Below are 25,057 nucleotides of genomic sequence, written 5' to 3'. Positions count from 1 at the left end.
GGCAATCCGGACACACACGGCACAACACGATTTTCGATCACAGCCGACACAGCCGAACCACGTCGAAAATAATGCCTCTTTTTATGCGCAAAACATTTCAGCTCCCCAGACGGCCACCGCACTCGGTAGCGGCTCCAGCCGTGCGCCAGCTGGACAGTAGCAGCGCGTTCAGTGGCCTGCAACACGCCGTGCCGCGTGTTCGACCAGTCACAGAATGCGAACACAGGGGTGGTGAACAGCAATTACATGGCGATATACAGAGATGCGACCAATCACATCGGCGAACAGCGGCGCTGAGCCTGACAAGACCGCAAACAAAGCAGGACACCGCGTAGGCAAGCGATAAGTGCGGCTTTGTGTCCAACCTACGCGGGGCAAGTGCGTGATTAGCGCGGAACACCCTGCTGACCAGTCGACAGCATTCAGAGAATCGTGGTGAACACGTGGTTCGGCACGCCACGGGCACGGCATTGTCGGCACATGACCGCGGACAGACCGCAGGAGCTCCGGATCTGCCTGATCGGCGCAGGACCAAGGGGGACATCCGTACTGGAACGACTGTGCGCCAACGTGACCGAGGCGGACCGCCCGGTCGTCGTCGAAGTCGTCGACCCGGCACCGGCCGGGCCGGGCGCGGTGTGGCGGCCGCACCAGTCGCCTCATCTGCTGATGAACACAGTGGCCTCCCAGGTCAGCATGTTCACCGACGAGAGCGTGACGTGCGACGGGCCGCTCGTGCCGGGACCGAGCCTGTACGAGTGGGCCGCGATGGTTCGCGCGGGCCGGATCGCCGACGACCACCCGGATCCGGTCATGGCCGAGGCCGGCCGGCTCGGCCCGGACGACTACCCGACCCGTTCCTTCTACGGCCACTACCTGGCCTGGGTGATGAAATGGTTGTACGCCAACACACCCGCGGGCCTGACGATCCGTTACCACGCGGCACAGGCCGTCGCCGTGGACGACACGCCCGACGGCCGCCAGACCGTGACACTGCACGACGGCACCGTCCTACCCGGATTCGACCAGGTGGTCCTCGCATTGGGACACAGCGCCCTGGCCGCCTCCGACGAGGAACAGTCGCACCGGGACTTCGCGCGACGGCACGCCCTGGCCTACCTCAGCCCGGCGAACCCCGCCGATGTCGGCCTCGACGCGGTCGAACCCGGGATGCCGGTGGCGGTTCGCGGCATGGGCCTGTGCTTCTTCGACTACCTCGGCCTGCTGACGTCCGGCCGCGGCGGTGAGTTCCGCCAGGGCGGGACCGGCCTGGTGTACGTGCCGTCCGGCCGGGAACCGGTGCTGTACGCGGGATCCCGGCGCGGCATCCCGTACCACGCGCGGGGCGAGAACGAGAAGGGCCCGCACGGCAGGCACATTCCCCGGTTCTTCACCCCGGAGGTGATCGCCGGGCTGCGGGCCGGTGGGCCGGCCGGGTTCCGCGAACACATCTGGCCGATCGTGGACCGGGAAGTCCGGACCGTCTACTACGAGACCGTGATCAGGGGTTTCGCCGGCCGGGCGGCGGCGGACGAGTTCGTCGCGCGTGCCGTCGGCGGCGAGCCGGAGGCCGCGCTGCTCGACCGCTTCGGGTGCCCACCGGAGGTGCGCTGGGACTGGGCCGAGATCGAACGGCCCTACCGTGACAGGGTTTTCGCCGACCCGGGCGAGTTCACCAGCTGGCTGCTGACCCACCTGGCCGACGACGTGGCGCAGGCGCGGCTGGGCAACGTCAGCGGCCCGCGCAAGGCGGCGCTCGACGTGCTGCGGGATCTGCGCAACGAGGTCCGCCAGGTGGTCGACCACGGCGGGATCACCGGCGAGTCCTACCGGGACGAGCTGGACGCGTGGTGGAACCCGCTGAACGCGTTCACCTCCATCGGCCCACCGGTCCGGCGGATCGAGGAGATGATCGCGCTGATCGAAGCCGGTGTGCTGCGGGTGCTCGGCCCCCGGATGCGGATCCGGCTGTCCGGCGACGGCACCTTCCTGGCCGAATCGGCCGTGGTGCCGCACGAGCCGGTCGCCGTCCGCGGCCTGATCGAGGCCCGGTTGCCCGAAGTGGACATCCGGCGTAGCACGAACCCGTTGCTGCGGCACCTGGTGCGGACCGGCAACGCGAGCCCGTACCGGATCGGGCAGTTCGAGAGCGGCGGACTGGCCGTGACCGAACGTCCTTACCGCGTGGTCGATCGCGAGGGCCGGGCCCACCCGGCGCGGTACGCGTTCGGCATCCCGACCGAAGGCGTGCACTGGGTCACCGCGGCCGGGATCCGGCCCGGGGTCGGTTCGGTGACCCTCGAGGACTCCGACGCCATCGCCCGTGCCGCGCTCGGAGTGGCCGCGGTGTCACCCTCGTTGTCCCCCTCATTGTCCGCGGTGCGTTGACGTGCGAGAGCCACTGGGAGAGAACATGCCGATCCCGGGTACCGACTCGGGCCTGCTCGCCCCCACTTGGGCGGGCAGCCCGGCCGAGGACGAGGTCACCGACGAGGCGTTCCTGCGCGCCATGCTGGAAACCGAGGCGGCGCTCGCCCGCGCGCAGGCGTCGCTGGGCCTGGTGCCGGAGTACGCGGCCAAGGCCATCAGCGACGCCGCCGAACGCGCACAGCTCAACCTGGTCGCGCTGGCCCGTCAGGGCCGGGCCGCCGCCAATCCCGTCGTCGCGCTGGTCCCGGCGTTCACGGCGATGATCGCCGCGGACAACCCGGACGCGGCCGAGTTCGTCCACCGCGGCTCGACCAGCCAGGACATCCTGGACTCGGCGTGCATGCTGGTGGCGGACCGGACGCTGCGGCTGGTCACGGGTGACCTGGAACGGACCGCCCGCGCGTTCGCCGCGCTGGCCCGCACGCACCGCGACACGCTGCAGGCGGGACGGACGCTGACCCAGCACGCGGTTCCCGTGACGTTCGGCTTGAAAGCGGCCACCTGGCTGCAGCTGGCGTTGGACGCCCTGGTCCGGGTCCGCTCGGTCGCGCTGCCCGCCGAACTCGGTGGCGCGGCGGGAACGCTTGCCGCGTACGGAGAGTACGCGGCGCTCGACGGGCCGGACCGGTCCGGGCTGCCATTGGGCGGGGTCGAGCTGATGGCACCGTTCGCCGCGGAGCTCGGACTCGCCGAACCGGTGCTGTCGTGGCACACGGCACGCACGCCGATCGCCGACCTCGGCGCGGTTCTGCAGTTCGTGACGGGCGCGCTGGGGAAGTTCGCGTTGGACGTGCAGACGTTGTCCCGGCCGGAGATCGGCGAGGTGAGCGAGCCGTCGGCGCCGGGGCGCGGGGCTTCCTCGGCGATGCCGCAGAAGTGCAACCCGGTACTGGCGACGTTGGTCGTCACGGCCGCGCGCCAGGTTCCGGCGCACGCACTGGTTCTCGCCCAGTCGATGCTGGCCGAGGACGAGCGGCCCGGCGGGGCGTGGCACGCGGAATGGCAGCCGTTGCGTGAGGCGTTGCGGCTCACGGGCGGCGCCGCGCACCTGGCCGCGGAACTGGCCGAGGGGCTGCGTGTGCATCCTGACCGCATGCTGGCCAACGTCAGGCTCACGGACGGCGCCATCGTCGCCGAGCGGTTGAACGTGGCGCTCGCACCGGCGTTGGGCAAGGCAACGGCCAAGCGTGTGCTGACCGAGGCGTCGTTGATGGCAGCCGCGTCCGGGAAACCGTTGGCGGACGTGCTCACCGAGCGTGCCGACCTCGTCGGCGTCATCACCGCCGAACAGCTCACGGACCTGCTCGATCCCGCACGTTATGTGGGCGCGGCCGGCCCGCTCATCGACCGTGTGCTGTCGCGCGCGTCCGCGCTCGGCGTCACCGCCTGAGGAAAGGAACACGCCCGCCGCACGGACATCTGGGGGTATGTCCGGCGGCGGGCGCGTTGCCTGCCCGCGGGGGGACGGGCGTCTCAGACGGGCTTGCCGCGGTTCACGCGGAACGCCCGGGCCAAAGTGGACGGTTTGACCAGCGTACTCGGATGCGTGCGCATGTAGGTCACGGAGTTGAACCGCACGGCGGTCCGCTGGTCCACAACGGACGCGTCGACGATCTGGTTGATCAGCCAGCTCGAGAACCGGTAGCCGCGCGGGTAGGGCCCGTTCACATCCGGTCGTGCCAGGTCGGCCGACGTCGAGATCTGCCACGCGGCGTCCACGACGGCGCGCTGCATCGCGAAGAACCGGTACGCGGGCTCGTCCAGATCCGGGCCGGACCGCAGGTAGTCCGACAGCGCGGAGGCGTGCAACGCCGCCGAGGACATCCCCTGCCCGTACACCGGGTTGAAGGACGCGACCGCGTCACCGACGGCGATCAGCCGCGCGGGAAACCGCTTGAGCAAATGGAAATCACGGCGGCGGCTCTCGGCCTGGCGGTAGGTCAGCAACTCACCCGCCGGCTCGCCCGACGCGGCCTCGCGGTAGATCGGCGGCTGGTCGGCGGCGCACAGCGCGCGGAACTCGTCGACGCCCTTGATCGGCTCCTGGCGGCCGTAGTTGGCGATGGTGATCAGCCAGCGGTCCCGTTCGATCGCCGTGATCGCGGCGGTGGCGACGCGGGGCGGTGCGGTGGACGGCGTCCGGTAAGCGATGGCCGCCGCGAGCGCGGGATCGCCGGGCTCACGGGCGAAGATGCCGGTGGTGTAGTTGATGTCGATGGCCATCCGCCGCATCGCGGGCCGCTGCCAGTCGCCGGCCTCGAGCCAGTCGCTGAGTTTGCTGGCGCGGCCGGTGGCGTCGACGACGAAGTCGGCGTCCTCGATCCATTCGTCGTTCTCGTCGGCGCAACGGACACCGGTGACGGCGTCGCCTTCGAACACAAGGCCTTTCGCGCGGCACGTGAGCACCTTGACGTTGGGCAGGTCGAGCGTGCGGCGGCGGATCAGCGACTCGACGAACGGCCTGCTGCTGGAGATCAGTCCCATCTTGCCGTCGCTGACCTTCTGCACACCGTCGGCGTACGCGCGGATGTTCATGGCAGAGGTGACAATCGCGCCCTCTGCCCGCGCTTGTTGCCCGAAGCCTGGGAAGAACCGCTCCAGCTGCATCCGGCCGCCGTGCATGAGGGTGTGCAGCTGACCGTCGTGCGGTGTCCCGCGGCGACGCTGGGCCGACGACGGCAGCTCGTCGCGTTCGATGATCACCACGCTCTCGGCGTGGCCGGAAAGCACCCTGGCAGCGAGCATCCCGGCGATGCTGCCACCGAGGACGACGGCACGTCCCAGCACGGTCTCGGTGTCCGCGATCGGTTCGTCGGTGCTCAGCCGGGCGAAGACCCTGGCGGCTGATTCGGGCAAGACGAAAACCTCCCCATAGTCCTTCCCGCACAGACGCTAGATACCGACGCGCTGGCGGCCAAGGCAATCCACCGACGCAGTGCCCTAAATCCACAGTTGCCGACCGGGTTCCGGCTAGGGTGGGGCACATGTTGGTTGCGCACGACCTGCTGTTGCTCATGCTCGACGACGAGTCGGGCAAGCTCCTGCTCAGCCAGGCCGTGGCGAACATGGGCCTGGCAGGAGCGGTGATGGTGGATCTGACCGCTCGCGGCCTGATCGACCTCACGGGTGAGCACGACCGCGGCAGAGCGGGTCGCCTGGTGGTCCGTTCCGCGCCCGCACCGGCGGAACCTGTGCTGCGGCACGGAATGGACGTCGTGTCGCAGTACCAGGGACGCAAACCGGCGGCTGTGGTCCACCCGTTGTCGAAGGGGTTGCGCGAGCCGCTGGCGGCGGAGCTGGTCGGCGCCGGGATCCTGCGCCACGACGAGCACAAGGTGATGGGCCTGTTCCGCACCACTCGCCTGCCCGCCAACGACAGTTCCCACGAAGCGGAACTGCGGTCCCACCTCTGGCAGGTCCTGACCGGCGAAGTACCACCCGACTGGCGGACCGGCCCGCTTGCCGGACTGTTGTACGCGATGAACGCGGTCACCACCATCATCACAGTCCCCGACAAGAGGGCGGCGAAGAAACGGGCGAAGGAGCTCTCCTACGGCACCTGGGTGCCGGATGCCGTACGCAGTGCCATCCAGTCCACACAGGCCGCCGCCGCGACGTCGGGGACCTACGGCGGCTGAGTCCTGGGTCAGGCCGGTTTCGGGGCGAACGCGGCCATGAACGTGGCGACCGCGTCCCGTGCCACGGCCTTCAGTTCGGTGGTGGGTACGTGCCGGGTGCCGAGCCGGGCTCGTCGTTCCAGGGAGCCGGTCAGCAGCGCGAAGAACTGTTCCGCGGCCACCAGCGGGTCCGGGGTGTGCAGCTTCCCGGCCACTGACAGCCGCGCGAGGCGGTCGGCCAGCGCTTGCGTCACGCGGTCGGCCGCCCGGGTGTGCACGATGTCGAGCAGCTCGGGGAACTGGTTGACCTCGGCCGACAGCAGGCGGCGCAGCGCCCACGACCGGTCCGCGCCGTAGCACTGCAGCATCCGCAGGCCGACGTCCTCGAGCGTGGCCCGCAGGTCGTCGCCGCGGCCGGTGAGCCGGTCGAGCACGGCGAGGTTCTCGGCGAGCGCCTGGTCGGCCGACGCGGCGATGGCCTCCCGCAGGAGTGTTTCCTTGTCGCCGAAGTGGCTGTACACGGTCGCTTTGGCGACACCGGCCGCCGCGGCGATCGTGTCGACACCTGCCCTGGCGTACCCCTCGCGGGCGAACACGGTGAAGGCCGCGTCCAGTATCGCCTGCCGTTTGTCGATCCGGCCGCGCTGGGCGACGGCTCCGCTCATGCCCCCACTCTAGACCAGACTTACCAGTCTGATTTTCCAGCCGTGTTAGTCTCGAACTCATGAGTCTGAACAACCAGACCCACGAGTCTGGTTTCACTTCTTCTTCGCTGCCGGCGGTGGTCGGCGTGATCCTGCTCGGCGGGGCGCTGGGCATCCTCAACAGCACGATGGTCGCCGTCGGCATCGACCGGCTGGCAGGCGAGTTCGGCACGTCGCTCGGCACGATCGGCTGGGTGTCGACCGGCTTCCTGCTCGCGGTCACCGTGACCATCCCGGTCACCGGCTGGGCCGCCGACCGGGTCGGCGGCAAACGCATGTGGCTGGCCGGGCTCGGCCTGTTCCTGCTCGGCTCGCTGGCCGCCGGGCTGAGCTGGGACGCGGGCAGCCTGATCGCCTTCCGAGTGCTGCAGGGGATCGGCGCCGGGATCCTCGACCCGCTCGTGCTGATCCTGCTCGCCCGTGCCGCCGGGCCACACCGGGCCGGGCAGGTGATGGGACTGATGGCGGCGGTGCTGTCGCTCGGCCCGGTCCTCGGTCCCGCCATCGGCGGCGTCGTGCTGCAAGGCCTGGGCTGGCGGTGGATGTTCCTGATCAGCGTGCCGGTCGGCGTGGTCGCGTTCGTCCTCGCCCGCCGGGTGATGCCCGGCGATCCGCCGACCGGATCGGCGACCCGGCTCGACGTGCTCGGCGTGGCACTGCTCGGCCCCGGCTTCGCGGGCGTGCTCCTGACGTTCAGCCAGGCAGCCAAGGGCACCGAGTTCGTGTCATGGCCGGTGCTGATTCCGCTGGTGGCGGGTGTCGTGCTGCTGGGCGGTTACGCCATGCACGCCATGCGCAGCCAACGGCCGCTGGTCGATCTCCGCCTGTTCGCCCGGGGCGGTTTCACCGCGAGCGTGACCGTCATGGCGCTCACCGGCGTCGCGCTGTACGTGAGCCTGGTCGTACTGCCCCTCTACTTCCAGCAGGCGCGCGGCCATGGCGCGCTGGCGTCCGGGTTGCTCGTCGCACCGCTCGGGATCGGCGCCGCGGTCGCCGCGCCGCTGGCCGGACGACTCAGCGACCGGCTCGGCTCCCGCGCCCTGGCGCTGGGTGGCGGATCGGTCGCCGCGCTGTCGGCGTTCACCTTCACGTGGATCGACGCGGAAACCCCCGAGATCCGGGTGCTGCTGACCGGCCTGGCGATCGGCGCCGGGCTGGGGTTCGTCGGGCCGCCCGCGATGGGGTCGATCTACCGCACGCTGCCCGGTCCGCTGGTGCCGCAGGGCAGTTCGGTGATCTACATGCTCAACCAGCTCGGCGGGTCGGTCGGTGTCGCCATGGTGGCACTTGTCATGGAAACCACGACCGACCCGGTCAGCGGTGTCCGCTCGGTGTACTGGCTGCTGACCGGCGCGATCGTCGCGATGCTGGCGGCAGCCGCCCTGTTGCCCGCCGCGAAGCAAGGGAGCATGCGGTGAAGACCATCGTCATATCGGGCGGGACCGACGGGATGGGCCGCGCTCTCGCGCTGGAGTACCTCAGCCGCGGGGACGCCGTGGTCATCATCGGCCGTGACGCGGACAAGGCCGCGACGATCCTCGCCGCCAGCGAGCGGGCGACGTTCGTCCAGGCCGACCTGAGCCTGGTCGACGAGAACACGAGGGCGATAGCGGACATCACCTCGGCGGCTCCGGCCGTGGACGCCCTGGTGTTGTGCGCACGGCATTTCCGGTCCCACCGGCGGCGGACAAGCGACGGCCACGAAAGCACCTTCGCGCTGGAGTACCTCAGCCGCTACCTGCTCAGCCACGGTCTGGCCGGCGCGTTGCGCCGGACCGGGAATCCCGTGATCGTCAACGTGTCCGGTCCCGGTCTGCCCAAACCGGAGATCCGCTGGGACGATCCCACGCTGACCCGGGGCTATGCCGGCGTCATCGCCCAGGGGCAAGCGGGCCGGGCGAACGACCTGCTCGGCGTCGCGTTCGCCGCGCGACCCGGCACTGTCCCCTATGTACTGGTCAACCCCGGCGCAGTGGCCACCAGTTTCTCGGGTGAGTACGACGCCGCCACCGCCGTGCACGTCGAACGGTTGAAGAGGTTCGGCAAACCCGTCGGCGAAGGCATCCGGCCGATCGTCCGGATCATCGACCGGCCACCCGCCGAGCCGCTCAGCGCGTTCGTGGAGGGCAGGCGGATCAGCGTGACAGGCAACGGTTTCGACGTGGCCGCCGCCGAGCGGCTCGCCGAGCTCACCCGGACCGCACTCACGCGGCACTGACGGCACCTCCAGTTGCACGAAAAGTCGTGCATGAATTATCGTGCACACATGGCCGACTCCTCCGACCCGCGCGTTGCCGATCTCGGCACGGCGAAGGCGCTGGCGAACCCCGTCCGGCAGCGGATCCTGCGCGAGCTGGACCTGGTGACCGAGGCGACCTCGACCACACTGGCCGAGCGGCTCGGCATGACCACCGGTGCCACCAGCTACAACCTGCGCGTGCTGGCCAAGTACGGGCTGGTCGAGGAGGTGTCCGAGCTCGCTCGGGGCCGGGAACGCTGGTGGCGCAAGGTTCGCGTGGACATCCGGCTCGGTCCGACGCGGGACGAGCAGGTGAAGGCGACTGTCGACCAGCTCAACCAGCTGTGGCTCAGCCAGGACATCGAGCTGTTCACCCGGTTCAGGCAACAGCAGGCCCGGATGGGCGAGTGGGGCGACGCGATGCCGTACTCCCGCGGCTCGATCCAGGTCACCACGGCCGAACTGGCGGCCTTCTTCGAGGAATACCTGACGCTGCTGCGCAAGTACCAGCGCGACAGCGCCGACACACCCGCGGACGCACGTACCGTGCACACCCGCTTCCTCGCGTTCCCCGAACCCGAGGAGACCGGCTGACCGCACAGAAGATCCTGGGTCGCCGAGCGGCAACTCGACGACCCAGGCGTACGGAAGGCGTCACACCCGCCCCGAGGGGCGCTGCATTCGATGTACCGACTTCCATGAACAGGAGATCACCGCATGCCACCCGAGCGCAAACCGCGCCGGTTATCCCGGCTTGCCGCCGCGTTGGTGCTGACGGCGACACCGTCCGTCGTCTCGGCCACTCCGGCAGCCGCCACCGAAACGGACGTCACCTTCACCAGCGACGGCAACACGTTGCACGCAACCGTGCTCACCCCACCGGGCAACCCCACAGGCAGGCCGGGCGTGGTTTTCCTGGCGGGCGCGGGATCAACCAGCCGCTGGGACCACCGCGCCGAAGCCGAGGCGTTCGCGAAAGCCGGGATCGTCTCCCTGGTCTACGACAAGCGCGCCGGATATTCCCGCGCCACCAGCACGTTCAGCGACCTGGCGAACGACGCGCTCAGCGGCGTCCGGCTGCTGCGCGGCCGTCCTGAGGTGGCGCCGTCGGCGGTCGGGCTGTGGGGACACAGCCAAGGCGGGTGGGTCGCGCCCTTGGCCGCGTCCCGCTCCGACGAGGTGTCCTTTGTGGTGGCGGTCGGTGCGAGCGGGCTCAACACCGCCCGCACCCAGTTGTGGAGCAACCACACCTATCTGAAGCACGCGGGTGTCGCGCCCGAACTCGTCGGTCCCATCGGACACAACCTGAGCCGGATGCTGATCGCGGCGGACATGTTCGGGGACACCGGTCACGACCCGGCGGCGACGCTGGCCAAGGTCCGGCAACCACTGCTGGGCGTGTTCGGCGAGCACGACCGGTCGACCGCACCGGGCGAGAGCCTCCCCCTGTTCCGGCAGGCGCTCGACCAGGGTGGCAACAAGCACTACACGTTACGTGTGGTGCCGGACGCGAACCACAACCTGCGGCGCAGCACCGACGGTTTCACCCGTGGTTCGGCCGACTTCGCACCCGGCTACATCGACGTGATGACGTCGTGGATCAACGACCGCACCGACGGCTCACCACCTGCCAGCGCCGACCCACCGCCCGCGCAGGACCTGCCGAGCGAGCCCGTCGCTGCACTGGCCTGGTACGAGTCGCCCGCGCTGCACCTCATAGCTTTTGGTTTGATGCTGGTGGCCTTCCTGGCGTACCCGGTCAGCGCGGCGTGGCATCGACTGCGCGGGCGCCGAACCACACCGTCAGTGCGTTGGCCCGTGCGACTTCTCACGGCCGTCGGGCCGATCGCCGCGCTCGGGACTCTCGCCTACTTGTTCTTCATTGTCGCCACCGGCGCGACAGCCGTGACCTCCACGGTGCTCGGACGGCCACCCATATGGCTGGCGCTGCAACTAGCGGCGCTCGGCGTAGTGGCTGCCGCTGTGGCCACGGCCGTACGCTGGCGACGCGCCCAGCTGATCGGCCGCGACCGGCGCAGGCTCGGGCTGGCGCTGGCCGGTGGCGTGATCTTCCTGCCGTTGGCGGCTTACTGGGGCTTGTACACGGTCTGAGCATTAGTACCCGTCGATCGGACGGATCGCCTCCTCGTACAGGTGCGGTCCGTCGGTCGGCACCCCGGGAAACCCGGGGAAGCCCCTCAGCTCGTTGAGTTGCTTGCCGGACAACGCGAACACCACGTTCCCGATCCCTGACCGCGCCAACGCGCCCGCACACATCCCGCACGGCTCGCAGCTGGTGTACATCGTCGTCCCCGCCGCGGTCGCCTTGTCGAGATTCCGCGCTGCCCAGCGGGCCAGTTTCAGCTCGGGGTGGGCAGTGATGTCGTTGTCCGTGCTGGTGGTGTTGCGCTCTTCGACCAGTACGGTGCCGTCCGGCCCGACCAGGAGGGAGCCGAAAGGCGGATTCCCGCCCGCGATGGCCTCCGCTGCCAGCGCGATCGCGCGCCGCAGGTGTTCTTCGTTCACGAGAGTTCCTTCCGTACCGTGGCCAGTGCGTGCCAAGCTGTTCGCGGGCTGAGGGTTTCGTCCGGGTCGAGGACGACGGCGTGCGCGCCGTCGGCACGCAGTTGTTCGATGTCGCCGACGACTTGCTCGACGGTGCCTTCGCCGAGGCGGCGCTGCGGCGGCGGGTCGTCCGTCAGGCGCAGGAAGATCCGCGGGGCCAGTTTCGGCAGTCCGTCCCCCAGTTCGCGCAGTCTCGCGAGGGAATCGCGCCACTGCTGGGCGGTCTGCCGAAGCGGGTGCCACGCGTCAGCCAGCCGGACCGCCCGCCGCAGCGCCGCGTCGCTGTTGCCGCCCAGCCAGATCGGGATCGTCCCGGCGCGGTATCCGTTGTCCCGCCACGCTTCCCGCAACGTCGTGATCAGCTCGCCGGTCAGCGCACCACGCCGCTCGAACGGCACGCCGAGTGCCGCGAACTCCTGCCGCGCCCAGCCCGCCCCCACCCCGAGGACAAGGCGGCCACCGCTCAGGTCGTTCAGGTTCGCCGCCATCCGCGCGACCAGCAACGGATGCCGGTACGGCGCGATGAGGACCGTGGTGCCCAGCATGACGTGGTCGGTGATCCCGGCGAGCCACGACAGGGTGGTGAACGGCTCGTAGAACGGCGCCGGGTACTGCTCGGCGACATCCGGCGTCACCACCACGTGGTCGGACAGCATCAGCAGGTCGAAGCCCAGGCCCTCCACGGTTCGCGCCCAGCCGCGCAAACTCGCCGGGTCCGTGCCACTGCCGAAGTTGGGGACGTTCACACCGATCAACACGTGACCAAGGCTATGCCCGCGCCGGGCGTGGCCGAAGAGATCCCACGCGGCTTCAAGCACGACTTAGCCGCAGGTCCCCCGCTTCTCATTTCTTCAAGACCGGGCGTCAGGCACGTCGTATACAGAGAGTCACGCCCGATCGGGCGTTCTGACGATGGGAGTGTCCCCGTGCGACCACGAACACTGTTCGCCTCCGCTTTCGCCTCGTTGCTCCTTTTCGCAGGAGCGACATCGACGGCGGTCGCCGCTCCGGAAAACGCGTCCGGCCACCCCGCGGTGGATTTCGGCACGCACATGACCATCAACGCTGAAACTGTGTACCAGTGCAATTGGACCTTCTGCAACTCGGGTTTGATGGAAGGGTCGGCCTGGGCGGGTTGTCAGACCACCGGCAACGGAACCAGCGCCCGATGGGACCTGGTCCTCGACAGGAGCTCTTTCGTGGCCGGATTCCTGCCACGAAGCACGGGCCTCGGCCTGCCGAGTTGCCCCAATCGGGGCCATCTGAGAACCCTGGGTGCCACAACGGTGTACCAATGCAATTGGACCTTCTGCAACGCGGGTTCCATAGAAGGAGCGGTCAGGGTGCTCTGCCACACCACGGGCAACGGGACCGGCACCCGGTGGGATCTGGTCCTCGACGAGAGCTCCTTCGTGGTCGGATTCGTCCCGCGAAGCACAGGTGCCCCCGCCGAGAATTGTGCGAACCTGTGAGCCGGTAGACGAAAGACGTGAGGTGTCCCGGCTCCGGCCGGGACACCACGATCACGTTCCCCCGCGGTACGGCCAGCCAGCGGCCAGTTCGAGTGGTGTGGCGCCGGTGAGGGCACGGAACTCCCGGGTGAGGTGGGCCTGGTCGCTGTAGCCGGTCGTCTGCGCGAGGCCCGCGAGGGACAGGCGGCGCTCGGGGTGCTGGAGCAGTCGCAGGGCGTGCTGGAAGCGGATCACACGGGCAGCCGTCTTGGGCGCGAGCCCGATCTGCTCGCGGAACCGCGTCAGCAGATGCCGCCGGGTCCAGCCGACCTCCGCGGCCAGCTGGGCGACCCGGATCCGGCCACCGGACCGGCACAGCCGCCGCCACGCCCACACAACCTGCGGCGCGGGCCTCGGCCCAGGCGCGGTCCGGGCAACAGCAGGCCCCAGCACACCGGCAACGCTGATGACGGAATTGGTCACCTCCCACAGCGGTACACCCAGCAACGTGCACGCCCCATGCGGGGACAGGTCCACCAGAATGTGCCGCCCGTCAACGCACGCCAATGACACCCACCGCGTCCGCATGCCGTACACGACCAATGATGAATCATTCGCGCAGATCCATTCACACACAAATCCGCGCTGTATCGCCATTAACCGTTTCCAGCCATAGTGATCCTCCCCCGGGCACTTGGTCATCGCCCCATCGTCGAATGCGGCACTGGCGATGTCGTCCGTTCAGGAACGGTTGTCGAACTACGTTCCACGCCGTACGCGGCGCATAGGCCGGGTCGCGCGTGGTACCCGTCAGGCATGGCTGATCAGAAGAAACTGGTGAAGCGGCTGCTGGACGTCGCCGGGGAGACCTACGCCGCGCAGGCCGGTATCCGGCTGGCCGACAAACCGTCCCCGCTGTACCGGTTGCTGGTGCTCAGTGTCCTGCTCTCCACTCGGATCAAGGCTGATATCGCGGTCGCGGCAGCCGCGGAACTGGCGAAGGCGGGTATGACCACGCCAGCGAAGATGCTCGAGGCCACTTGGCAGCAGCGTGTCGACGCCCTTGGGCGTGCGCACTACGTTCGTTACGACGAAAGCACGGCCACCGCACTCGGTGACGGAGCGCAGTTGCTGCACGACGAGTACCAAGGGGATCTTCGACGCCTCCGGAAGTCGGCTGACGGTGACACAGGCAGGCTGCGGGAGCTGTTGCGGAAGTTCCCGAGACTCGGGCCGGTCGGAGCGGACATCTTCTGCCGCGAGGCGCAGTCCGTGTGGCCTGAGCTGCGGCCGTACTTCGACCGCAAGACGCTCGACGGGGCCAAGCGCGTCGGCCTGCCCGACGACGCCGGCGAGCTGGTGAAGCTGGTCAAGAACGACGATGTGGGCGACCTCGCGGCTGCGCTCGTGCGCGTCAGTCTCGACAAGGAGGTGGCCCGTCACCTGTGACCACGCCCGCACCGCGACGGCTCGCCACGACGGCCACGAACGACACCCAGACCAGACCCGCGCCGACGAACGGCAAAACGGCAGGGCTCCACAGGTCGATCGCCACGCCGCCCAGCAGCCCGCCACCGGCGACACCGAGTTGCACCGCCGACGAGTTCAGCGTGAGCACCATGGCCCCGTTGTCCGGGAGCACGGCAAGCAGCCGATTGCTCTGCGCGGGCGTGAACGTCCACCCGAACAGTCCCCACGTCATCAAGCACGCGCACAGGAACACGAGGTTGTGCGCCAATGGCAGGACCAGCAGGGTGGTGCCGATCGCCACCACGCTGACCGTGAGCACGCGGGACCAGCCGAACCGGTCGACGAGGAAACCGCCCAGCAGTGTGCCCGCGGTCGATCCGGCGCCGAACAGCATGATGGCCGTCGCGATCGTCCCGTCGGCGACGACGAGCTGGTGATCGACCAGCGGCGAGATGTACGCGTAGACCACGAACTCGCCGCCGACGACCACCACTGTGAGAACCAGGATCGACAGCAGCCGTCGGTCACCGAGGAACCGCAGCCGGGCGCGCGTCGTCATACCGCTGACCTGGTTGTCGCCGAGGCTGCCCAGGCGTTGCGCGAGGCAGGCGAGCACAGCGGCGGCTGCGACGACCACGAGCACTGCCCGCCAGCCGACCAGCGCCGCGGTGTAGACGCCCAGTGGGGCGCCGACCAGGGTGGCGGCGGTGAATCCGCTGGCCATGACCGACAGCGCACGGCCACGTCGACGTGTTCCCAGCGCCACGGCCCTGGCGCTCGCGTTGGGGATGAAAACGCAGGCGCCCAGCGCCGAGATCAGTCGCCCGGCCATCAGCGTCACCAGCGAGCCCGAGGACGCCGACACGAGATTGCCCACCGCGAAGATCAGCAGGCCGGCGGCGCACACGTTCCGTTGGGACCGTCCACCGACGAACACAGCCAGCAGCGGCGCGCCGACGACGTAGCCAAGCGGATACGTGGCCAGTGCCTGCCCGGTCGCGCTGACGCTCGTGGCGAGATCCCTGCTGAGCTGCGGCAGCACCCCCGTCAGGACGGTGCCCTCGACAGCGACCACGAACGCGCCCGCTACCAACGGCGCCAGGTTCCACCACGACGGTGAACGGCGCTGCCCCACTGTCCCCCCGATGACCACGTGGCAGATTTTCTCCCGCGCAGGTGAGGTGGGGAAAGCCGTTGATGTGGCACCATCACGGTCGTGACCAGCAAGCCCGCCGACGCGCAGCGACTGAGCGACCTCGCGCGGCTCCGGCGTGTGCGCGACCGGATCGACCGGGACTACGCGCAACCGCTGGACGTCGAGGCTCTCGCACGCGGTGTGCACATGTCGGCTGGGCACCTGAGCCGCGAGTTCCGGCGCGCGTACGGCGAGTCACCGTACGGGTATCTGATGACCCGGCGGATCGAGCGGGCGATGGCTCTGCTGCGTCGCGGTGACCTGAGCGTCACCGAGGTCTGTTTCGCGGTCGGCTGTTCGTCACTGGGCACGTTCAGCACCCGCTTCACCGAACTGGTCGGCGTTGCGCCCAGTGTCTACCGGCGGGAGGCCCTCGCGACCGCGGGCATGCCGTCCTGCGTGGCCAAACAGGTCACGAGGCCGATCCGCAGCCGGGAAACACCCAGCCGCACCTAGCCCAGCCCAACGGAAGTCCTGTCGTACACGGCACGCGCGAGCGCTGTGTCCTGCGCGAGTCGTGACGGTGTCGCCTGCTGGGACCCGGCGAAGAAACCACCGTTCGGCTCGGGTGCCGGTGACGTTGTGGCGAGCCACACCGCTGTCCGAACGCCTGGTCCGGTGTGATGGACCAGGGGCGGAACAAGGACGCGGTCAGGCGCATGGGTCCGCCCGCATTGGCGTTGAAACCGGTTTTCACCATGCCCGGGTCGGCGCTGTACGCGCGCATGCCCGCGGGGAGGCGGCGAGCGAGTTCGCTCGTGGCAAGGAGACTGAGCAGCTTGCTTGTGGCGTAGACACGGATTTGGGAGTAGCGGCGGTCCCGCCACGACGTCCCGGTGACGTCCGGGTCGGCCGGGTCGAGCAGGGCTCGTTTCTCCACGAAACTGGAGATGTCGATGATCCGGGCGTCGGCGGCGAAGCTGTCCGACGCCAGCAGGGAGTGCGTCAACAGGAACGGCGCGTGGTGGTTGAGGGCGTGGGCGCGTTCCACGCCGTCCGGGGTTTCCGCGTAGCCGGGAACGCCGCTCCCGCGTTGTTGACCAGGACGTCGGCACGGATCCCGTCGGCCGCCAGCGCCGCCGCCAGGTCCCGGACCTGCGACCGCTGGGACAGGTCCGCCGTGTACGAGGCAAAGCCGCGCAGTTCGGCGGTCACGGTGGCGAGCCGCGCCGCGTCCCGGCCGACGAGGACCACGTTCATGCCGCTCTGGACCAGGCGATGGGCCGTGAGCAGTCCGAGGCCCGAGGTGGCACCGGTGACGACCGCTGTCTTCGGGCTCATCTGCCGGCCGCCGACTGGCTGAGCAACGCGTGCAGGCGGCGCTGGTCGCTGGGGGCGAGGCCGGCGAAGGGAGATCGTTCGGTCGTGTAGCGGACGAGTTGATCGCGCAGCTCGCATCCGCGGGGCGTGAGCCGCAGGATCTTCGCCCGGCGGTCGGTGGGATGCGGCACCCGCCGGACCACGCCGTGCCGTTCCAGCCGGTCGATCATCGACGAGGCTGTCGAGGCGTCGCAGTGCAACCGGTCCGCCAGTTGACGCGCGGTCATCTCCTGTTCGTCGCTGAGCCGCCACAACGCGGCGGCTTGCGCGTCGGTCAGGTCCAGCTCGTGGAGCAGTCCTTTGAGGTCCGCCCGGACGTGGTCGTACAGGACGAACAGGTAGTCGATCAGCTCTTTGCGTACTCGTGCGTCCACCATGGACCCAACATACATGGAACTTCAAACATTTGGAAAGTCCATGCATGTTCGGTCCGGGCCGCTGCCGCCCAACGAGTGGATCTCGTCGGCGATCGCGTGCGCGGCAGGGCTGTGCGTCACCAGCACGGTGGCACGATCCCTCGTCGCGGCCCGCAAATCGGCCAGCAACGCCTCGGCCGTGTCGTGGTCCAGCCCTTCGGTGGGTTCGTCGAGCAGCAGTACCGCCGGGTCGGCCAGCAAAGCACGGGCGAGGAGCAGGCGCTGCCGTTGCCCGCCCGACATGGACACCCCACCCGCTCCTGTCCGGGTGTCCCAGCCGTCCGGCAGGGATTCGATCCAGTCGAGCAGCCGGGCCCGCCGTGCCGCGCCGGCAAGTTCGTCGCGAGTGGCCTCCGGCTTGACGAAGGCCAGGTTGTCCCGGAAGCTCGCGTCGAAGACATACGCGTCCTGCGTCACACCGGTGATCAGGGCGCGTACGTCGTCGCCGTGCACCGACCTCAGGTCACGGCCGCCGATCGCGATGCTCCCCTCGTAGTCGACGAAACGCATCAACGCGGCCAGCAAGGTCGACTTCCCGGCACCACTCGGTCCGGCGATGACGACCGTCCGGCCTGGCCCGACCACGAGGTCGACGGGGCCGTCGAGCCTCCCCGGGACGCGAAGTCCCCGTATTTCCAGCGTGTTCCCAGCCGGTGTGGCCGATTCCGTCGGTTCCGCGACGGGTGCCGGCGCGTTCGTCACCGATTCCAGCCGATGGGCGGACGTCCGGACGTCACGGAGTTTCCGGGCGGCGCCGGGCAGCGGCGTGATCACCTCGAACGCCGCCAGTGTCAGCACGACAAGCACAATGGCAGTGGCCAGTGGAAGTCCCGCGTGCCGGACGGAGATGACGGCGGCGATCACAGTCGCTCCTTGGATGAACAGGATCGCTGCTGTGGCAAGGCCCGATGTCATCGCCCTGCGGCGCTCTGACGCGGCCACCTGAGCGCTGAGTCGCCGCGCGGTCGCCACCGCTGAGCCGGTCGCGTTGCAGGCGGCGAGATCCGCTGCGCCTCGCAGCAGGTCGGTGGTGTGCGCGGCCAGCGCGCCCGGGTCCTTCTTGGCACGTGTGGACACGAAAACCAACCAGGGAACCAGAATCCCCGCAACAACAAGTCCCGCCACGAGTATCACAGCCGTGGGCGGCGACAGCGCGGCGGTGAACCCGGCCGCCGATATCACGACCCCGGCAGCGACTGTTGCCGGGATCAGGCAGCGCAGCAACAGCTCCTGTACAGAGTCGACATCGTCCACCAGCCGTGTCAGCAGATCTCCGCTGCGGAACGCCCCGATACCGTCCGGCGCGAGTGGTATCAGTGCCTCGTACACGCGAGTGCGTTTCCTGGTCACGGCGGCCAGTGCCACATCGTGCCCGAGCAGCCGGTCGGCGTAACGGAGAACGCCACGGCCGAGCGCGAGTGCCCGTACGACGACAATGGCCACCGCCACAGCCGATATCGACGGGTGTTCGGAAGCGCGTGCGATGAGCCAAGCAGCGGTGCCCATCAACGCCACGGCTGCCAGCTCGGCCGCGACCGCGGCAACCACCGCGAGCAGCAACCGGCGGTTCATACGGTGCTCCGAGTTCGCCCGGCAACCCGGCCGCTGTGGACTTCGACGACCCGGTCGACGTGGTCGAGCAGTGCCGGGCGGTGGGCGATGACCAGCGTTGTACGTCCCGCCATCAGCCGTGCGGACGCGGCCGCGACCGCCGCCTCACTCGCCGGGTCGAGATGGGCCGTGGCCTCGTCGAGCAGGAGGATGGGCGCGTCGCGCAGGAAGGCGCGGGCGATCGCGATCCGCTGGCGTTGCCCCATGGACAGTCCCGTTCCGTTCTCGCCGAGGATGGTGTCGTACCCGTCGGTCAGGCGCGTGACGAACTCGTCCGCCGATGCGGCACGGGCTGCTGCCACGACGTCCTCGATCGGCGCGCACGGCCGTCCCAGCCGGATGTTGTCGGCGACGGACACCGCGAACAGGTGCGGCTTCTGCGGTACCCACGCGACCTGCTCGCGCCAGGCGTCCACCGGGAGGTCCGCGAGGTCATGCCCGCCCACCAGGACCCGGCCGGACTCGGGCTCGACGAAGCCGAGCAGGACCGCGAGCAGCGTCGACTTGCCGGCACCGCTCGGCCCGATCAAACCGACGCACTCCCCCGCCCGCACCTCCATCGATACCCCCGTGACCGCCGGCACGTCCCGATCCGGGTACCGCACAGTGACGCGGTCGAACACCAGGTCACTGGTGCGTACATCCGGCACGGCACCAGTCCCGGTTCGCCGGGGCGGCGCAACGTCGTCGAGCGCGGCGAACACCTGGTCGGCCACGGCGACTCCCTCCGCGCTGTCGTGGAACGCCGAACCGGCCGCGCGCAACGGCAAATAGGCCTCTGGTGCGAGGAGAAGCACCGTCAGCGCTGTCTCCAGGTCCACGCTCCCGCTCAGCAACCGCAAACCCACCGGTACCGCCACCAGCGCGACCGACAGCGTGGCCACCCATTCCAGGACAAGCGAGGACAGGAACGCCACGCGAAGGGTGCGCATGGTCGCGCGCCGGTGGTCGTCCGACATCCGGCGCACCACACCGATTTCGTGACGTGCTCTGCCGAACGCCCGCAGCGTCGGCAAGCCCGCGACAACATCGAGGAAATGACCGCCAAGCCGTGACAGCAACGCCCACTGGCGTTCGGTCCGCTTACGGGTGTGCAACCCGACCAACGCTCCGAACACGGGTATCAGTGGCAACGTCACCACGACGACCACGGCCGAGACCCAGTCCGTGACCGCGAGACAGGCGATCACCAGCGGCGGCACAACCGCGGCGCCCACGGTCTTGGGCAGGTAGCCGGTGAAGTACGGGTCGAGTGCGTCGAGTCCGCGGGTGACCGTCGTGGCCAGTTCCCCGTGCCGCTCCCGTCCTGCCTGCAACGGCCCCAGATGCCGGACGTGGTCGAGTACCCGGCCGCGCAGCTCGGCTTTGACCGTGGCGGCGGCGCGCTGGGCGAGCACCTGCTGCGCCCAAGCCAGTACAGCACGCGCGACCACCACCCCCGCCAACCCGAACATCAGCGATACCACCGCGCCGGACAAGACCCGTGCCAGCAGGCTCGCCTGGAGCACGACGCACGTCGCGGTCGCGGTCGTCAACAGCCCGGTCACGACCATGTGCCGTCGGATGGCGGGTACTTCACGTGTCAGCCTGCGTTGTGTCGCTTTCATGTCCGGCCTCAGAAGTAGGTGGGTGTGGCCGGGCTGACGCGACCACGGAACAGCCACCAGCTCCAGGCCTGGTAGGCGACGATCACCGGTACCAGGGCGAGCCCGAACGGCAGCAGCGTCACCAGCGTGGCCTGATCGGCCGCGCCCTGAGCGATGGTCATCCCGCCCTCGGCGGACACCAGGAAGTACGGGTACAGACCGAGTCCGACCAGCGGCACAGGCAACAGCGCCGACAATGACGTGGCCACGAACGCCCACCCGGAACGATCACGGGCAGCGAGGAACACCGCTGCCGTCAGCGCGACGACAAGCACCGCGACCACCAGGAGCGCGGCCGTCGGCTGAGTCACCGCCGTGCCGCCACTCAACGCCGCGGTCACCGCCACGGACGCGATTGCCGCCAGCAGCAGCGGCCGTGCGAGTTTTCCGGCCCGCTCCACGATGTCACCGCTGACGCGCAGCGTCAGGAACACCGCGCCGTGCGCACACAGCAAAATCACGTTGCTCACACCGGCCATCACCACGAACGGGTTCACCACGTCCGACCAGTCCAACGTGACGACACCGTCCGTCCCATAAGGGACTCCGTTGAGCAGCGCACCGATCACCAGGCCCCAGCTCGTCGCCGCGATCAGCCCACCGGCCACGATCAGGCCGTCCCACGCCCTGGCGTTCCGCACGAGCCCGCGCAGCTGCACCGCGGCCTTGCCGACGACCAGTCCCAGCAACAGCAGCAGGAACAACGGGTACAGGCCGGAGATGAGCGTGCCCTCCAGCATCGGGAACGCGCCGAACAACACCCCGGTGAAGGCGATCAGCCACACCTCGTTGCCGAAGAAGAACGGGCCGAGCGCCGCCCGCACCACACGCCGGCCACGTTCATCGCGGCCGACGAGCGGGTACAGGATCTGCGTACCGTAGTCGTAACCCCCCAGCACGAAGTATGCGCCGAGGACCAGTCCCATCAGGACCAGCCACACCATCTCCAGGCTCACGACAACTGCTCCTCTCGGCCGATGTGCACACCGTCGGGCCCGCGTCGCACGAACCGCGCGATCAGCCACCAGTTGGCGACGGCCAAAGCCACCAGGACGGCGAGGAAAGCGACGAGCGAGGTCCACATCGTCGCGGCGCTCACGTGGGAAACGGCTTGGTCGACGGTGAGTTCGCCGTACACGATCCAAGGCTGGCGGCCGATCTCACGAAACAGCCATCCGCCAAGGGAAGCGACGAACGGAAGCGGGACGGTCACGATCGCCGACCACGCGATCCACCGCACCATCCGCTTGAAGAACACCAGAATCGCCGCGAGCACCGTGATGGTGTTGATGCTGTAGCCGATGTACAGCATGATGTCGTGCGCCTGCGCGACGACGCCGTTGCTTTCGAGCGCGGCGAGCTTCGCCGGTTGTGTCGTGCCCAGCAACGGATACTGCAGCGCGCCCACCTCGTACACCGCGATGCTCAGCACCGCGGCGGCAACCGTGCCCCACCGCAGCCATCCTTGGAAGAACTCTCGATCTCCCTTGAGGAAACGGTACGCACTGACGCCCGCCACGAACATCGCTCCGGTCATCAACGCGGCCGCGGTTATGTGCGTGAGGGCGAGCAACGCGCTGGGATTGGTCATCACCGCGGCGAGGTCGGTCAAGTAGGCCGTCCCGTCGCGTGCCCCGTAACCGACGGGGTGCTGCATGAAGCCGTTGGCCACCAGGATGAAGTAAGCCGAGGCGTACGCGGTCAGCGCGACCAGCCAGATCAGCGTGGCGTGCACCGCGGGCCGCAGACGCCCCCACCCGAAGATCCACATCCCGAGGAAAGTGGACTCGGCGAAGAACGCGACGAGGGTTTCCAGCGCGATCGGGGCGCCGATGACGTTGCCGGCGAACTTGCCGAGGCCGCTCCAGCCCAGCCCGAACTGGAACTCCATGACGAGCCCGGTGACGATGCCCAGCGCGTAGTTCACCACGTAGAGCTGGCCCCAGAAGCGGGTCGCCTTCAGCAGCACGGCTTTGCGGGCCTGGTCACGGCTGAGCACCGCCGCTGTGTGCGTGACCGCCACGAGGGGGACCAGCCCCAGCGTCAGGATGACGAACAGCCAGTGGATGCTGGTCGTTCCCGCGAACTGCAACCGGGCTAGGTCCACAACGTCCATGACTGGGACGCTAGAAGCTCCCGCTTATAACATCCACGACCAATTTCGCCATGAGTTCATAGCCTGGAGAGCATGACGTGGGCCAGTTCGCGCAGCTTCTGCGCCGCCGCGGGCAGGTAGGTGTCCGCGCGCCACACCAGGCTCAACACGCGTTCACAACCGGGTGCGTCGAGCTCGACCCACACCACAGGCCCCTGAGTCGGCGTCGGCGCCCCGCGGGACATCTCCGGCACGAGCCCGACGCCGAGCCCGGCACTGATCAGGTCCGCCGACGTGCCCAGCTCGTCGCACTCGCAGGCGATCACCGGACGCGACCCGGTGCCCGCGAAGATCCGCTCCAGCAGGGCCCTCGGCCAGTACCCGGCCCGCGAGGTCACGAACGGCTCCCCGGCCAGGTCCGCCACCCCGACCCGGTCACCGGCCGCGAACGGATGCGTCGCCGGGACAGCGAGCAACACCTTCTCGCGCAACAGTTCGGCCGACCGCAGCAGCGGACCGGTGAGCGGCTGGGAGGCGAAGCACAGGTCGACTTCCCGATCGCCGAGCTGACGCACCATGGTGTCGGCGTTGGACTGGAACAGGCGGACGTCGACTCCGGGATACTCCGCGCGCAACCGCGCCACCAGCGGAGTGACCGTCAGCAGGGTCTCCGCCGCGACGACGACCCGGCCGTGCTCGAGGCCGGCGGCGTCGGCCAGTTCGCGGCGTGCCTCGTCAAGCTCACCGAGCGCCCGGTCGACCCGTCGCAGGAACGCCGTGCCGAACGAGTTGAGCCGCACCTGGCGGCCCTGGCGGTCGAACAGCGGGACGCCGAGTTCCTTCTCCAGCCGCGCGATCGTCCGGCTCACCGACGGCTGGGCGACGCGCAGCTCCTCGGCCGCCTGGCTGATGTGCTCCCGCCGGGCAACGGCCTGGAAGTACCGCAGCTGCAGCAGGTCCATCGCCTCTCCGCTCAGTCGTCGGCCCGCAGCTCCTCGTGCAGCCCGTCCAGTGCGGTGACGTCGTCGACGTCACCGGTGTGCGCACGAGTGAACCAGGTCGTGTACTCGGCGATCTCCGACAGGCGCCAGTCGAGCCGGAACAGCTCGATCATCGCCGGGTCGGCGTCGACGGACCCGGCCAGGTCGACGAGGTCGCGCTCACGCGGCGCGAGTGCGAGCGACTCCCAGTCGACGAAGTACAGCCGCTGCGCGCTACGGACCTGGTTGTCGTTGTGCGGTTCGCCGTGGGTGGCCGCCCAGGTGTGGCGTTGTCGCTGCGCCCGCCCGGCCAGGTCGAGGTAGCGCGCGGTCCAGTGGGCGATGTCGTCGAGACGCGCGGCGATGGCGGTCCTGGCCTGCTCGCCCAGCGGCCCCGCTGTCCACGGCTCGCTCACGGCCTGCGCCGTCAGCTGCGGGAAGCCGGCGCCGACACGCGGTTTCCAGACGGGGATACCGGGTGGCGGTGTGCTGCCGTGCAACACCTCCAGCGCCGCGATCACCTCACGGAGATGCTCCGGTTCGGCCGCTTGGTCCTCGGTCGGTGTGACGCCGTCCAGCCAGTCGGCCGCGCTGAGCGCCTGTTCACCGAGACGGACCGTGAACGTGCCGGTCGTGGCGGGCAGGGACGGCCAGACCGCGGACATCCCCGCCTTGGCCAGCGCGGCCGCACCGGCGTACGCGCCTTCCAGCGACTCGTCGGTGTGCCTGGGCGCCAGCCCGTCCAGCGTCACGAACAGCTGCCTGCTGCCGGTGACCTTCCAATGGTGTGCGCCGAAGCCGACGGGCAGGTGGGTCGCGGTCTCGGCGTCGTCGAGCCAGTACTTGCGGACGGCGCCGAGGACGGCGTCGTCGGTGACCGTGTCCGGCGGGGTGAGCATGACTGGCCCCTCTCGGTTGATCTTGACCGCATCCTCGCAGGCACGCGGCCACGACCACGACCACGACCGAATTCAGCCAGTCAGCGCGGCCTCCGCGCCGCACGACATCTCCCGCATGGCCCGGTCGCGGCGGGATGTCGCGTTCCGGCGGCGGCGGCGACGGGACGGCGTTCTCGGGACAGGCCCACCCGATCGGGTCCTGTGGATGCCTCGTAGTAGTCGAACTCGACGCGGTGGCAGGCGTCGACCTCCGGGGTCTTGCCCAAGTTCGTGGCCGGCACGGCACAGGCACGGCGCAAGGGCACCATGTCCACACGGTATCGAGACCGGCAAGGGTGCCGCTTGAGCGGTTGCACTCAGCCGATTCGGAAGAAAAGTGCAAGAAGGGCCGGGCAGAGTGACAATCGCAGTGCGATCCG

General features: G+C 69.3%; 25 protein-coding genes. 9 read left to right on the top strand and 16 right to left on the bottom strand.

All coding sequences use genetic code 11. The features are described from left to right. The first annotated feature begins 480 nt into the window (after positions 1-480). Together AOZ06_RS18050 and AOZ06_RS18045 are read left to right on the top strand one after the other, a co-directional pair. Positions 481-2,388, top strand: coding sequence for an FAD/NAD(P)-binding protein (locus AOZ06_RS18050; protein ID WP_054290474.1), 1,908 nt, complete (start codon positions 481-483; stop codon positions 2,386-2,388). Between the two features lie 25 nt (positions 2,389-2,413). Continuing rightward, a complete protein-coding gene (locus AOZ06_RS18045; protein WP_054290473.1) occupies positions 2,414-3,820 on the top strand; it encodes a class-II fumarase/aspartase family protein in 1,407 nt (468 codons plus the stop codon). An 83-nt stretch (positions 3,821-3,903) separates the two neighbouring features. On the opposite strand, the gene AOZ06_RS18040 is transcribed toward AOZ06_RS18045, so the two are convergent. Beyond that, positions 3,904-5,286, bottom strand: a complete 1,383-nt coding sequence (locus AOZ06_RS18040) for an FAD-dependent oxidoreductase (RefSeq protein WP_054290472.1) — start codon at positions 5,284-5,286, stop codon at positions 3,904-3,906. Positions 5,287-5,414: 128 nt separating this feature from the next. On the opposite strand from AOZ06_RS18040, the gene AOZ06_RS18035 reads away from it, so the two are divergent. Continuing rightward, entirely contained in the window at positions 5,415-6,068 is a 654-nt protein-coding gene (locus AOZ06_RS18035; protein ID WP_054290471.1) for a GOLPH3/VPS74 family protein, read from the top strand. A gap of 8 nt (positions 6,069-6,076) precedes the next feature. On the opposite strand, the gene AOZ06_RS18030 is transcribed toward AOZ06_RS18035, so the two are convergent. Then, positions 6,077-6,712: a TetR/AcrR family transcriptional regulator gene (locus tag AOZ06_RS18030; RefSeq protein ID WP_054290470.1), complete on the bottom strand. Its 636-nt coding sequence runs from the start codon at positions 6,710-6,712 to the stop codon at positions 6,077-6,079. 59 nt (positions 6,713-6,771) lie between these two features. On the opposite strand from AOZ06_RS18030, the gene AOZ06_RS18025 reads away from it, so the two are divergent. The 4 genes from AOZ06_RS18025 to AOZ06_RS18010 all read left to right on the top strand — a co-directional run bounded on the left by AOZ06_RS18025 (position 6,772) and on the right by AOZ06_RS18010 (position 11,102). Beyond that, positions 6,772-8,169 carry a DHA2 family efflux MFS transporter permease subunit gene (locus tag AOZ06_RS18025; protein ID WP_054290469.1) on the top strand — a complete coding sequence of 466 codons (1,398 nt, stop codon included), beginning with the start codon at positions 6,772-6,774 and terminating at the stop codon, positions 8,167-8,169. Beyond that, on the top strand, positions 8,166-8,969 hold the full coding sequence (locus AOZ06_RS18020) for an SDR family NAD(P)-dependent oxidoreductase (protein ID WP_054290468.1): 804 nt from the start codon (positions 8,166-8,168) through the stop codon (positions 8,967-8,969). Before AOZ06_RS18025 ends, AOZ06_RS18020 begins: the two co-directional genes overlap by 4 nt. A gap of 48 nt (positions 8,970-9,017) precedes the next feature. Next, positions 9,018-9,584: an ArsR/SmtB family transcription factor gene (locus tag AOZ06_RS18015; RefSeq protein WP_054290467.1), complete on the top strand. Its 567-nt coding sequence runs from the start codon at positions 9,018-9,020 to the stop codon at positions 9,582-9,584. 123 nt (positions 9,585-9,707) lie between these two features. After that, the gene (locus AOZ06_RS18010) at positions 9,708-11,102 is read left to right on the top strand and encodes an alpha/beta hydrolase family protein (RefSeq protein WP_054290466.1); all 1,395 of its coding nucleotides are present in this window, start codon (positions 9,708-9,710) and stop codon (positions 11,100-11,102) included. Positions 11,103-11,105: 3 nt separating this feature from the next. Here AOZ06_RS18010 and AOZ06_RS18005 read toward each other — a convergent pair whose 3' ends face one another. From AOZ06_RS18005 to AOZ06_RS54120, 3 genes are all read right to left on the bottom strand, one after another. Beyond that, complete coding sequence (locus AOZ06_RS18005) at positions 11,106-11,516, bottom strand: nucleoside deaminase (RefSeq protein WP_054290465.1); 411 nt, start codon at positions 11,514-11,516, stop codon at positions 11,106-11,108. Continuing rightward, positions 11,513-12,313, bottom strand: coding sequence for an LLM class flavin-dependent oxidoreductase (locus AOZ06_RS18000; RefSeq protein WP_054290464.1), 801 nt, complete (start codon positions 12,311-12,313; stop codon positions 11,513-11,515). The genes AOZ06_RS18005 and AOZ06_RS18000 overlap by 4 nt, the downstream gene beginning before the upstream one ends. 765 nt (positions 12,314-13,078) lie before the next feature. Next, positions 13,079-13,489: a helix-turn-helix transcriptional regulator gene (locus AOZ06_RS54120; RefSeq protein WP_218922010.1), complete on the bottom strand. Its 411-nt coding sequence runs from the start codon at positions 13,487-13,489 to the stop codon at positions 13,079-13,081. A 333-nt stretch (positions 13,490-13,822) separates the two neighbouring features. Here AOZ06_RS54120 and AOZ06_RS17990 point away from each other — a divergent pair, with 333 nt between their 5' ends. After that, on the top strand, positions 13,823-14,455 hold the full coding sequence (locus AOZ06_RS17990) for a hypothetical protein (RefSeq protein ID WP_054290462.1): 633 nt from the start codon (positions 13,823-13,825) through the stop codon (positions 14,453-14,455). Here AOZ06_RS17990 and AOZ06_RS17985 read toward each other — a convergent pair. After that, on the bottom strand, positions 14,421-15,629 hold the full coding sequence (locus AOZ06_RS17985; RefSeq protein WP_169798941.1) for an MFS transporter: 1,209 nt from the start codon (positions 15,627-15,629) through the stop codon (positions 14,421-14,423). The two genes, AOZ06_RS17990 and AOZ06_RS17985, sit on opposite strands and share 35 nt — an antisense overlap. Before the next feature lie 63 nt (positions 15,630-15,692). Here AOZ06_RS17985 and AOZ06_RS17980 point away from each other — a divergent pair, with 63 nt between their 5' ends. Continuing rightward, positions 15,693-16,127 carry a helix-turn-helix transcriptional regulator gene (locus AOZ06_RS17980; RefSeq protein WP_054290460.1) on the top strand — a complete coding sequence of 145 codons (435 nt, stop codon included), beginning with the start codon at positions 15,693-15,695 and terminating at the stop codon, positions 16,125-16,127. Here AOZ06_RS17980 and AOZ06_RS60000 read toward each other — a convergent pair. The 10 genes from AOZ06_RS60000 to AOZ06_RS56390 form a co-directional block, all read right to left on the bottom strand. Next, positions 16,084-16,662 (bottom strand): Rossmann-fold NAD(P)-binding domain-containing protein, encoded by a 579-nt coding sequence (locus AOZ06_RS60000; protein ID WP_225954801.1) that lies wholly within the window; start codon positions 16,660-16,662, stop codon positions 16,084-16,086. The genes AOZ06_RS17980 and AOZ06_RS60000 overlap by 44 nt on opposite strands. Then, the gene (locus AOZ06_RS59995; protein ID WP_225954802.1) at positions 16,617-16,952 is read right to left on the bottom strand and encodes an SDR family oxidoreductase; all 336 of its coding nucleotides are present in this window, start codon (positions 16,950-16,952) and stop codon (positions 16,617-16,619) included. The genes AOZ06_RS60000 and AOZ06_RS59995 overlap by 46 nt, the downstream gene beginning before the upstream one ends. After that, positions 16,949-17,368 (bottom strand): MarR family winged helix-turn-helix transcriptional regulator, encoded by a 420-nt coding sequence (locus AOZ06_RS17970; protein WP_169798940.1) that lies wholly within the window; start codon positions 17,366-17,368, stop codon positions 16,949-16,951. The genes AOZ06_RS59995 and AOZ06_RS17970 overlap by 4 nt, the downstream gene beginning before the upstream one ends. 21 nt (positions 17,369-17,389) lie before the next feature. After that, positions 17,390-18,979 carry a thiol reductant ABC exporter subunit CydC gene (cydC, locus tag AOZ06_RS17965; RefSeq protein WP_054290458.1) on the bottom strand — a complete coding sequence of 530 codons (1,590 nt, stop codon included), beginning with the start codon at positions 18,977-18,979 and terminating at the stop codon, positions 17,390-17,392. Continuing rightward, a complete protein-coding gene (gene cydD / locus AOZ06_RS17960) occupies positions 18,976-20,625 on the bottom strand; it encodes a thiol reductant ABC exporter subunit CydD (protein WP_054290457.1) in 1,650 nt (549 codons plus the stop codon). Before cydD ends, cydC begins: the two co-directional genes overlap by 4 nt. 8 nt (positions 20,626-20,633) lie before the next feature. Continuing rightward, positions 20,634-21,620: a cytochrome d ubiquinol oxidase subunit II gene (gene cydB, locus AOZ06_RS17955; protein WP_054290456.1), complete on the bottom strand. Its 987-nt coding sequence runs from the start codon at positions 21,618-21,620 to the stop codon at positions 20,634-20,636. Beyond that, entirely contained in the window at positions 21,617-22,780 is a 1,164-nt protein-coding gene (locus tag AOZ06_RS17950) for a cytochrome ubiquinol oxidase subunit I (RefSeq protein WP_054290455.1), read from the bottom strand. The genes cydB and AOZ06_RS17950 overlap by 4 nt, the downstream gene beginning before the upstream one ends. Positions 22,781-22,836: 56 nt before the next feature. Beyond that, complete coding sequence (locus AOZ06_RS17945) at positions 22,837-23,721, bottom strand: LysR family transcriptional regulator (RefSeq protein ID WP_054290454.1); 885 nt, start codon at positions 23,719-23,721, stop codon at positions 22,837-22,839. 11 nt (positions 23,722-23,732) lie between these two features. After that, positions 23,733-24,638: a phosphotransferase family protein gene (locus AOZ06_RS17940; protein WP_054290453.1), complete on the bottom strand. Its 906-nt coding sequence runs from the start codon at positions 24,636-24,638 to the stop codon at positions 23,733-23,735. 80 nt (positions 24,639-24,718) lie between these two features. Further along, positions 24,719-24,946, bottom strand: coding sequence for a hypothetical protein (locus AOZ06_RS56390; protein WP_157233093.1), 228 nt, complete (start codon positions 24,944-24,946; stop codon positions 24,719-24,721). Between the last annotated feature and the right edge of the window lie 111 nt (positions 24,947-25,057).

The organism is Kibdelosporangium phytohabitans (assembly GCF_001302585.1).
GTDB lineage: Bacteria > Actinomycetota > Actinomycetes > Mycobacteriales > Pseudonocardiaceae > Kibdelosporangium > Kibdelosporangium phytohabitans.
Note: the sequence above shows the minus strand (reverse complement) of the source record. Positions and strands in the feature narration are given on the sequence as shown.

Bases quoted from the DNA above. Each gene is read 5' to 3' on its own strand.
- AOZ06_RS17950 (WP_054290455.1), bottom strand. From the start codon at position 22,780: ATGGACGTTGTGGACCTAGCCCGGTTGCAGTTCGCGGGAACGACCAGC.
- AOZ06_RS18010 (WP_054290466.1), top strand. From the start codon at position 9,708: ATGCCACCCGAGCGCAAACCGCGCCGGTTATCCCGGCTTGCCGCCGCG.
- cydC (WP_054290458.1), bottom strand. From the start codon at position 18,979: ATGAACCGCCGGTTGCTGCTCGCGGTGGTTGCCGCGGTCGCGGCCGAG.
- cydD (WP_054290457.1), bottom strand. From the start codon at position 20,625: ATGAAAGCGACACAACGCAGGCTGACACGTGAAGTACCCGCCATCCGA.
- AOZ06_RS18030 (WP_054290470.1), bottom strand. From the start codon at position 6,712: ATGAGCGGAGCCGTCGCCCAGCGCGGCCGGATCGACAAACGGCAGGCG.
- AOZ06_RS18035 (WP_054290471.1), top strand. From the start codon at position 5,415: ATGTTGGTTGCGCACGACCTGCTGTTGCTCATGCTCGACGACGAGTCG.
- AOZ06_RS17970 (WP_169798940.1), bottom strand. From the start codon at position 17,368: ATGGTGGACGCACGAGTACGCAAAGAGCTGATCGACTACCTGTTCGTC.
- AOZ06_RS17990 (WP_054290462.1), top strand. From the start codon at position 13,823: ATGGCTGATCAGAAGAAACTGGTGAAGCGGCTGCTGGACGTCGCCGGG.
- AOZ06_RS17940 (WP_054290453.1), bottom strand. From the start codon at position 24,638: ATGCTCACCCCGCCGGACACGGTCACCGACGACGCCGTCCTCGGCGCC.
- AOZ06_RS59995 (WP_225954802.1), bottom strand. From the start codon at position 16,952: ATGAGCCCGAAGACAGCGGTCGTCACCGGTGCCACCTCGGGCCTCGGA.
- AOZ06_RS18045 (WP_054290473.1), top strand. From the start codon at position 2,414: ATGCCGATCCCGGGTACCGACTCGGGCCTGCTCGCCCCCACTTGGGCG.
- AOZ06_RS56390 (WP_157233093.1), bottom strand. From the start codon at position 24,946: ATGGTGCCCTTGCGCCGTGCCTGTGCCGTGCCGGCCACGAACTTGGGC.
- AOZ06_RS18050 (WP_054290474.1), top strand. From the start codon at position 481: ATGACCGCGGACAGACCGCAGGAGCTCCGGATCTGCCTGATCGGCGCA.
- AOZ06_RS18025 (WP_054290469.1), top strand. From the start codon at position 6,772: ATGAGTCTGAACAACCAGACCCACGAGTCTGGTTTCACTTCTTCTTCG.
- AOZ06_RS17945 (WP_054290454.1), bottom strand. From the start codon at position 23,721: ATGGACCTGCTGCAGCTGCGGTACTTCCAGGCCGTTGCCCGGCGGGAG.
- AOZ06_RS18015 (WP_054290467.1), top strand. From the start codon at position 9,018: ATGGCCGACTCCTCCGACCCGCGCGTTGCCGATCTCGGCACGGCGAAG.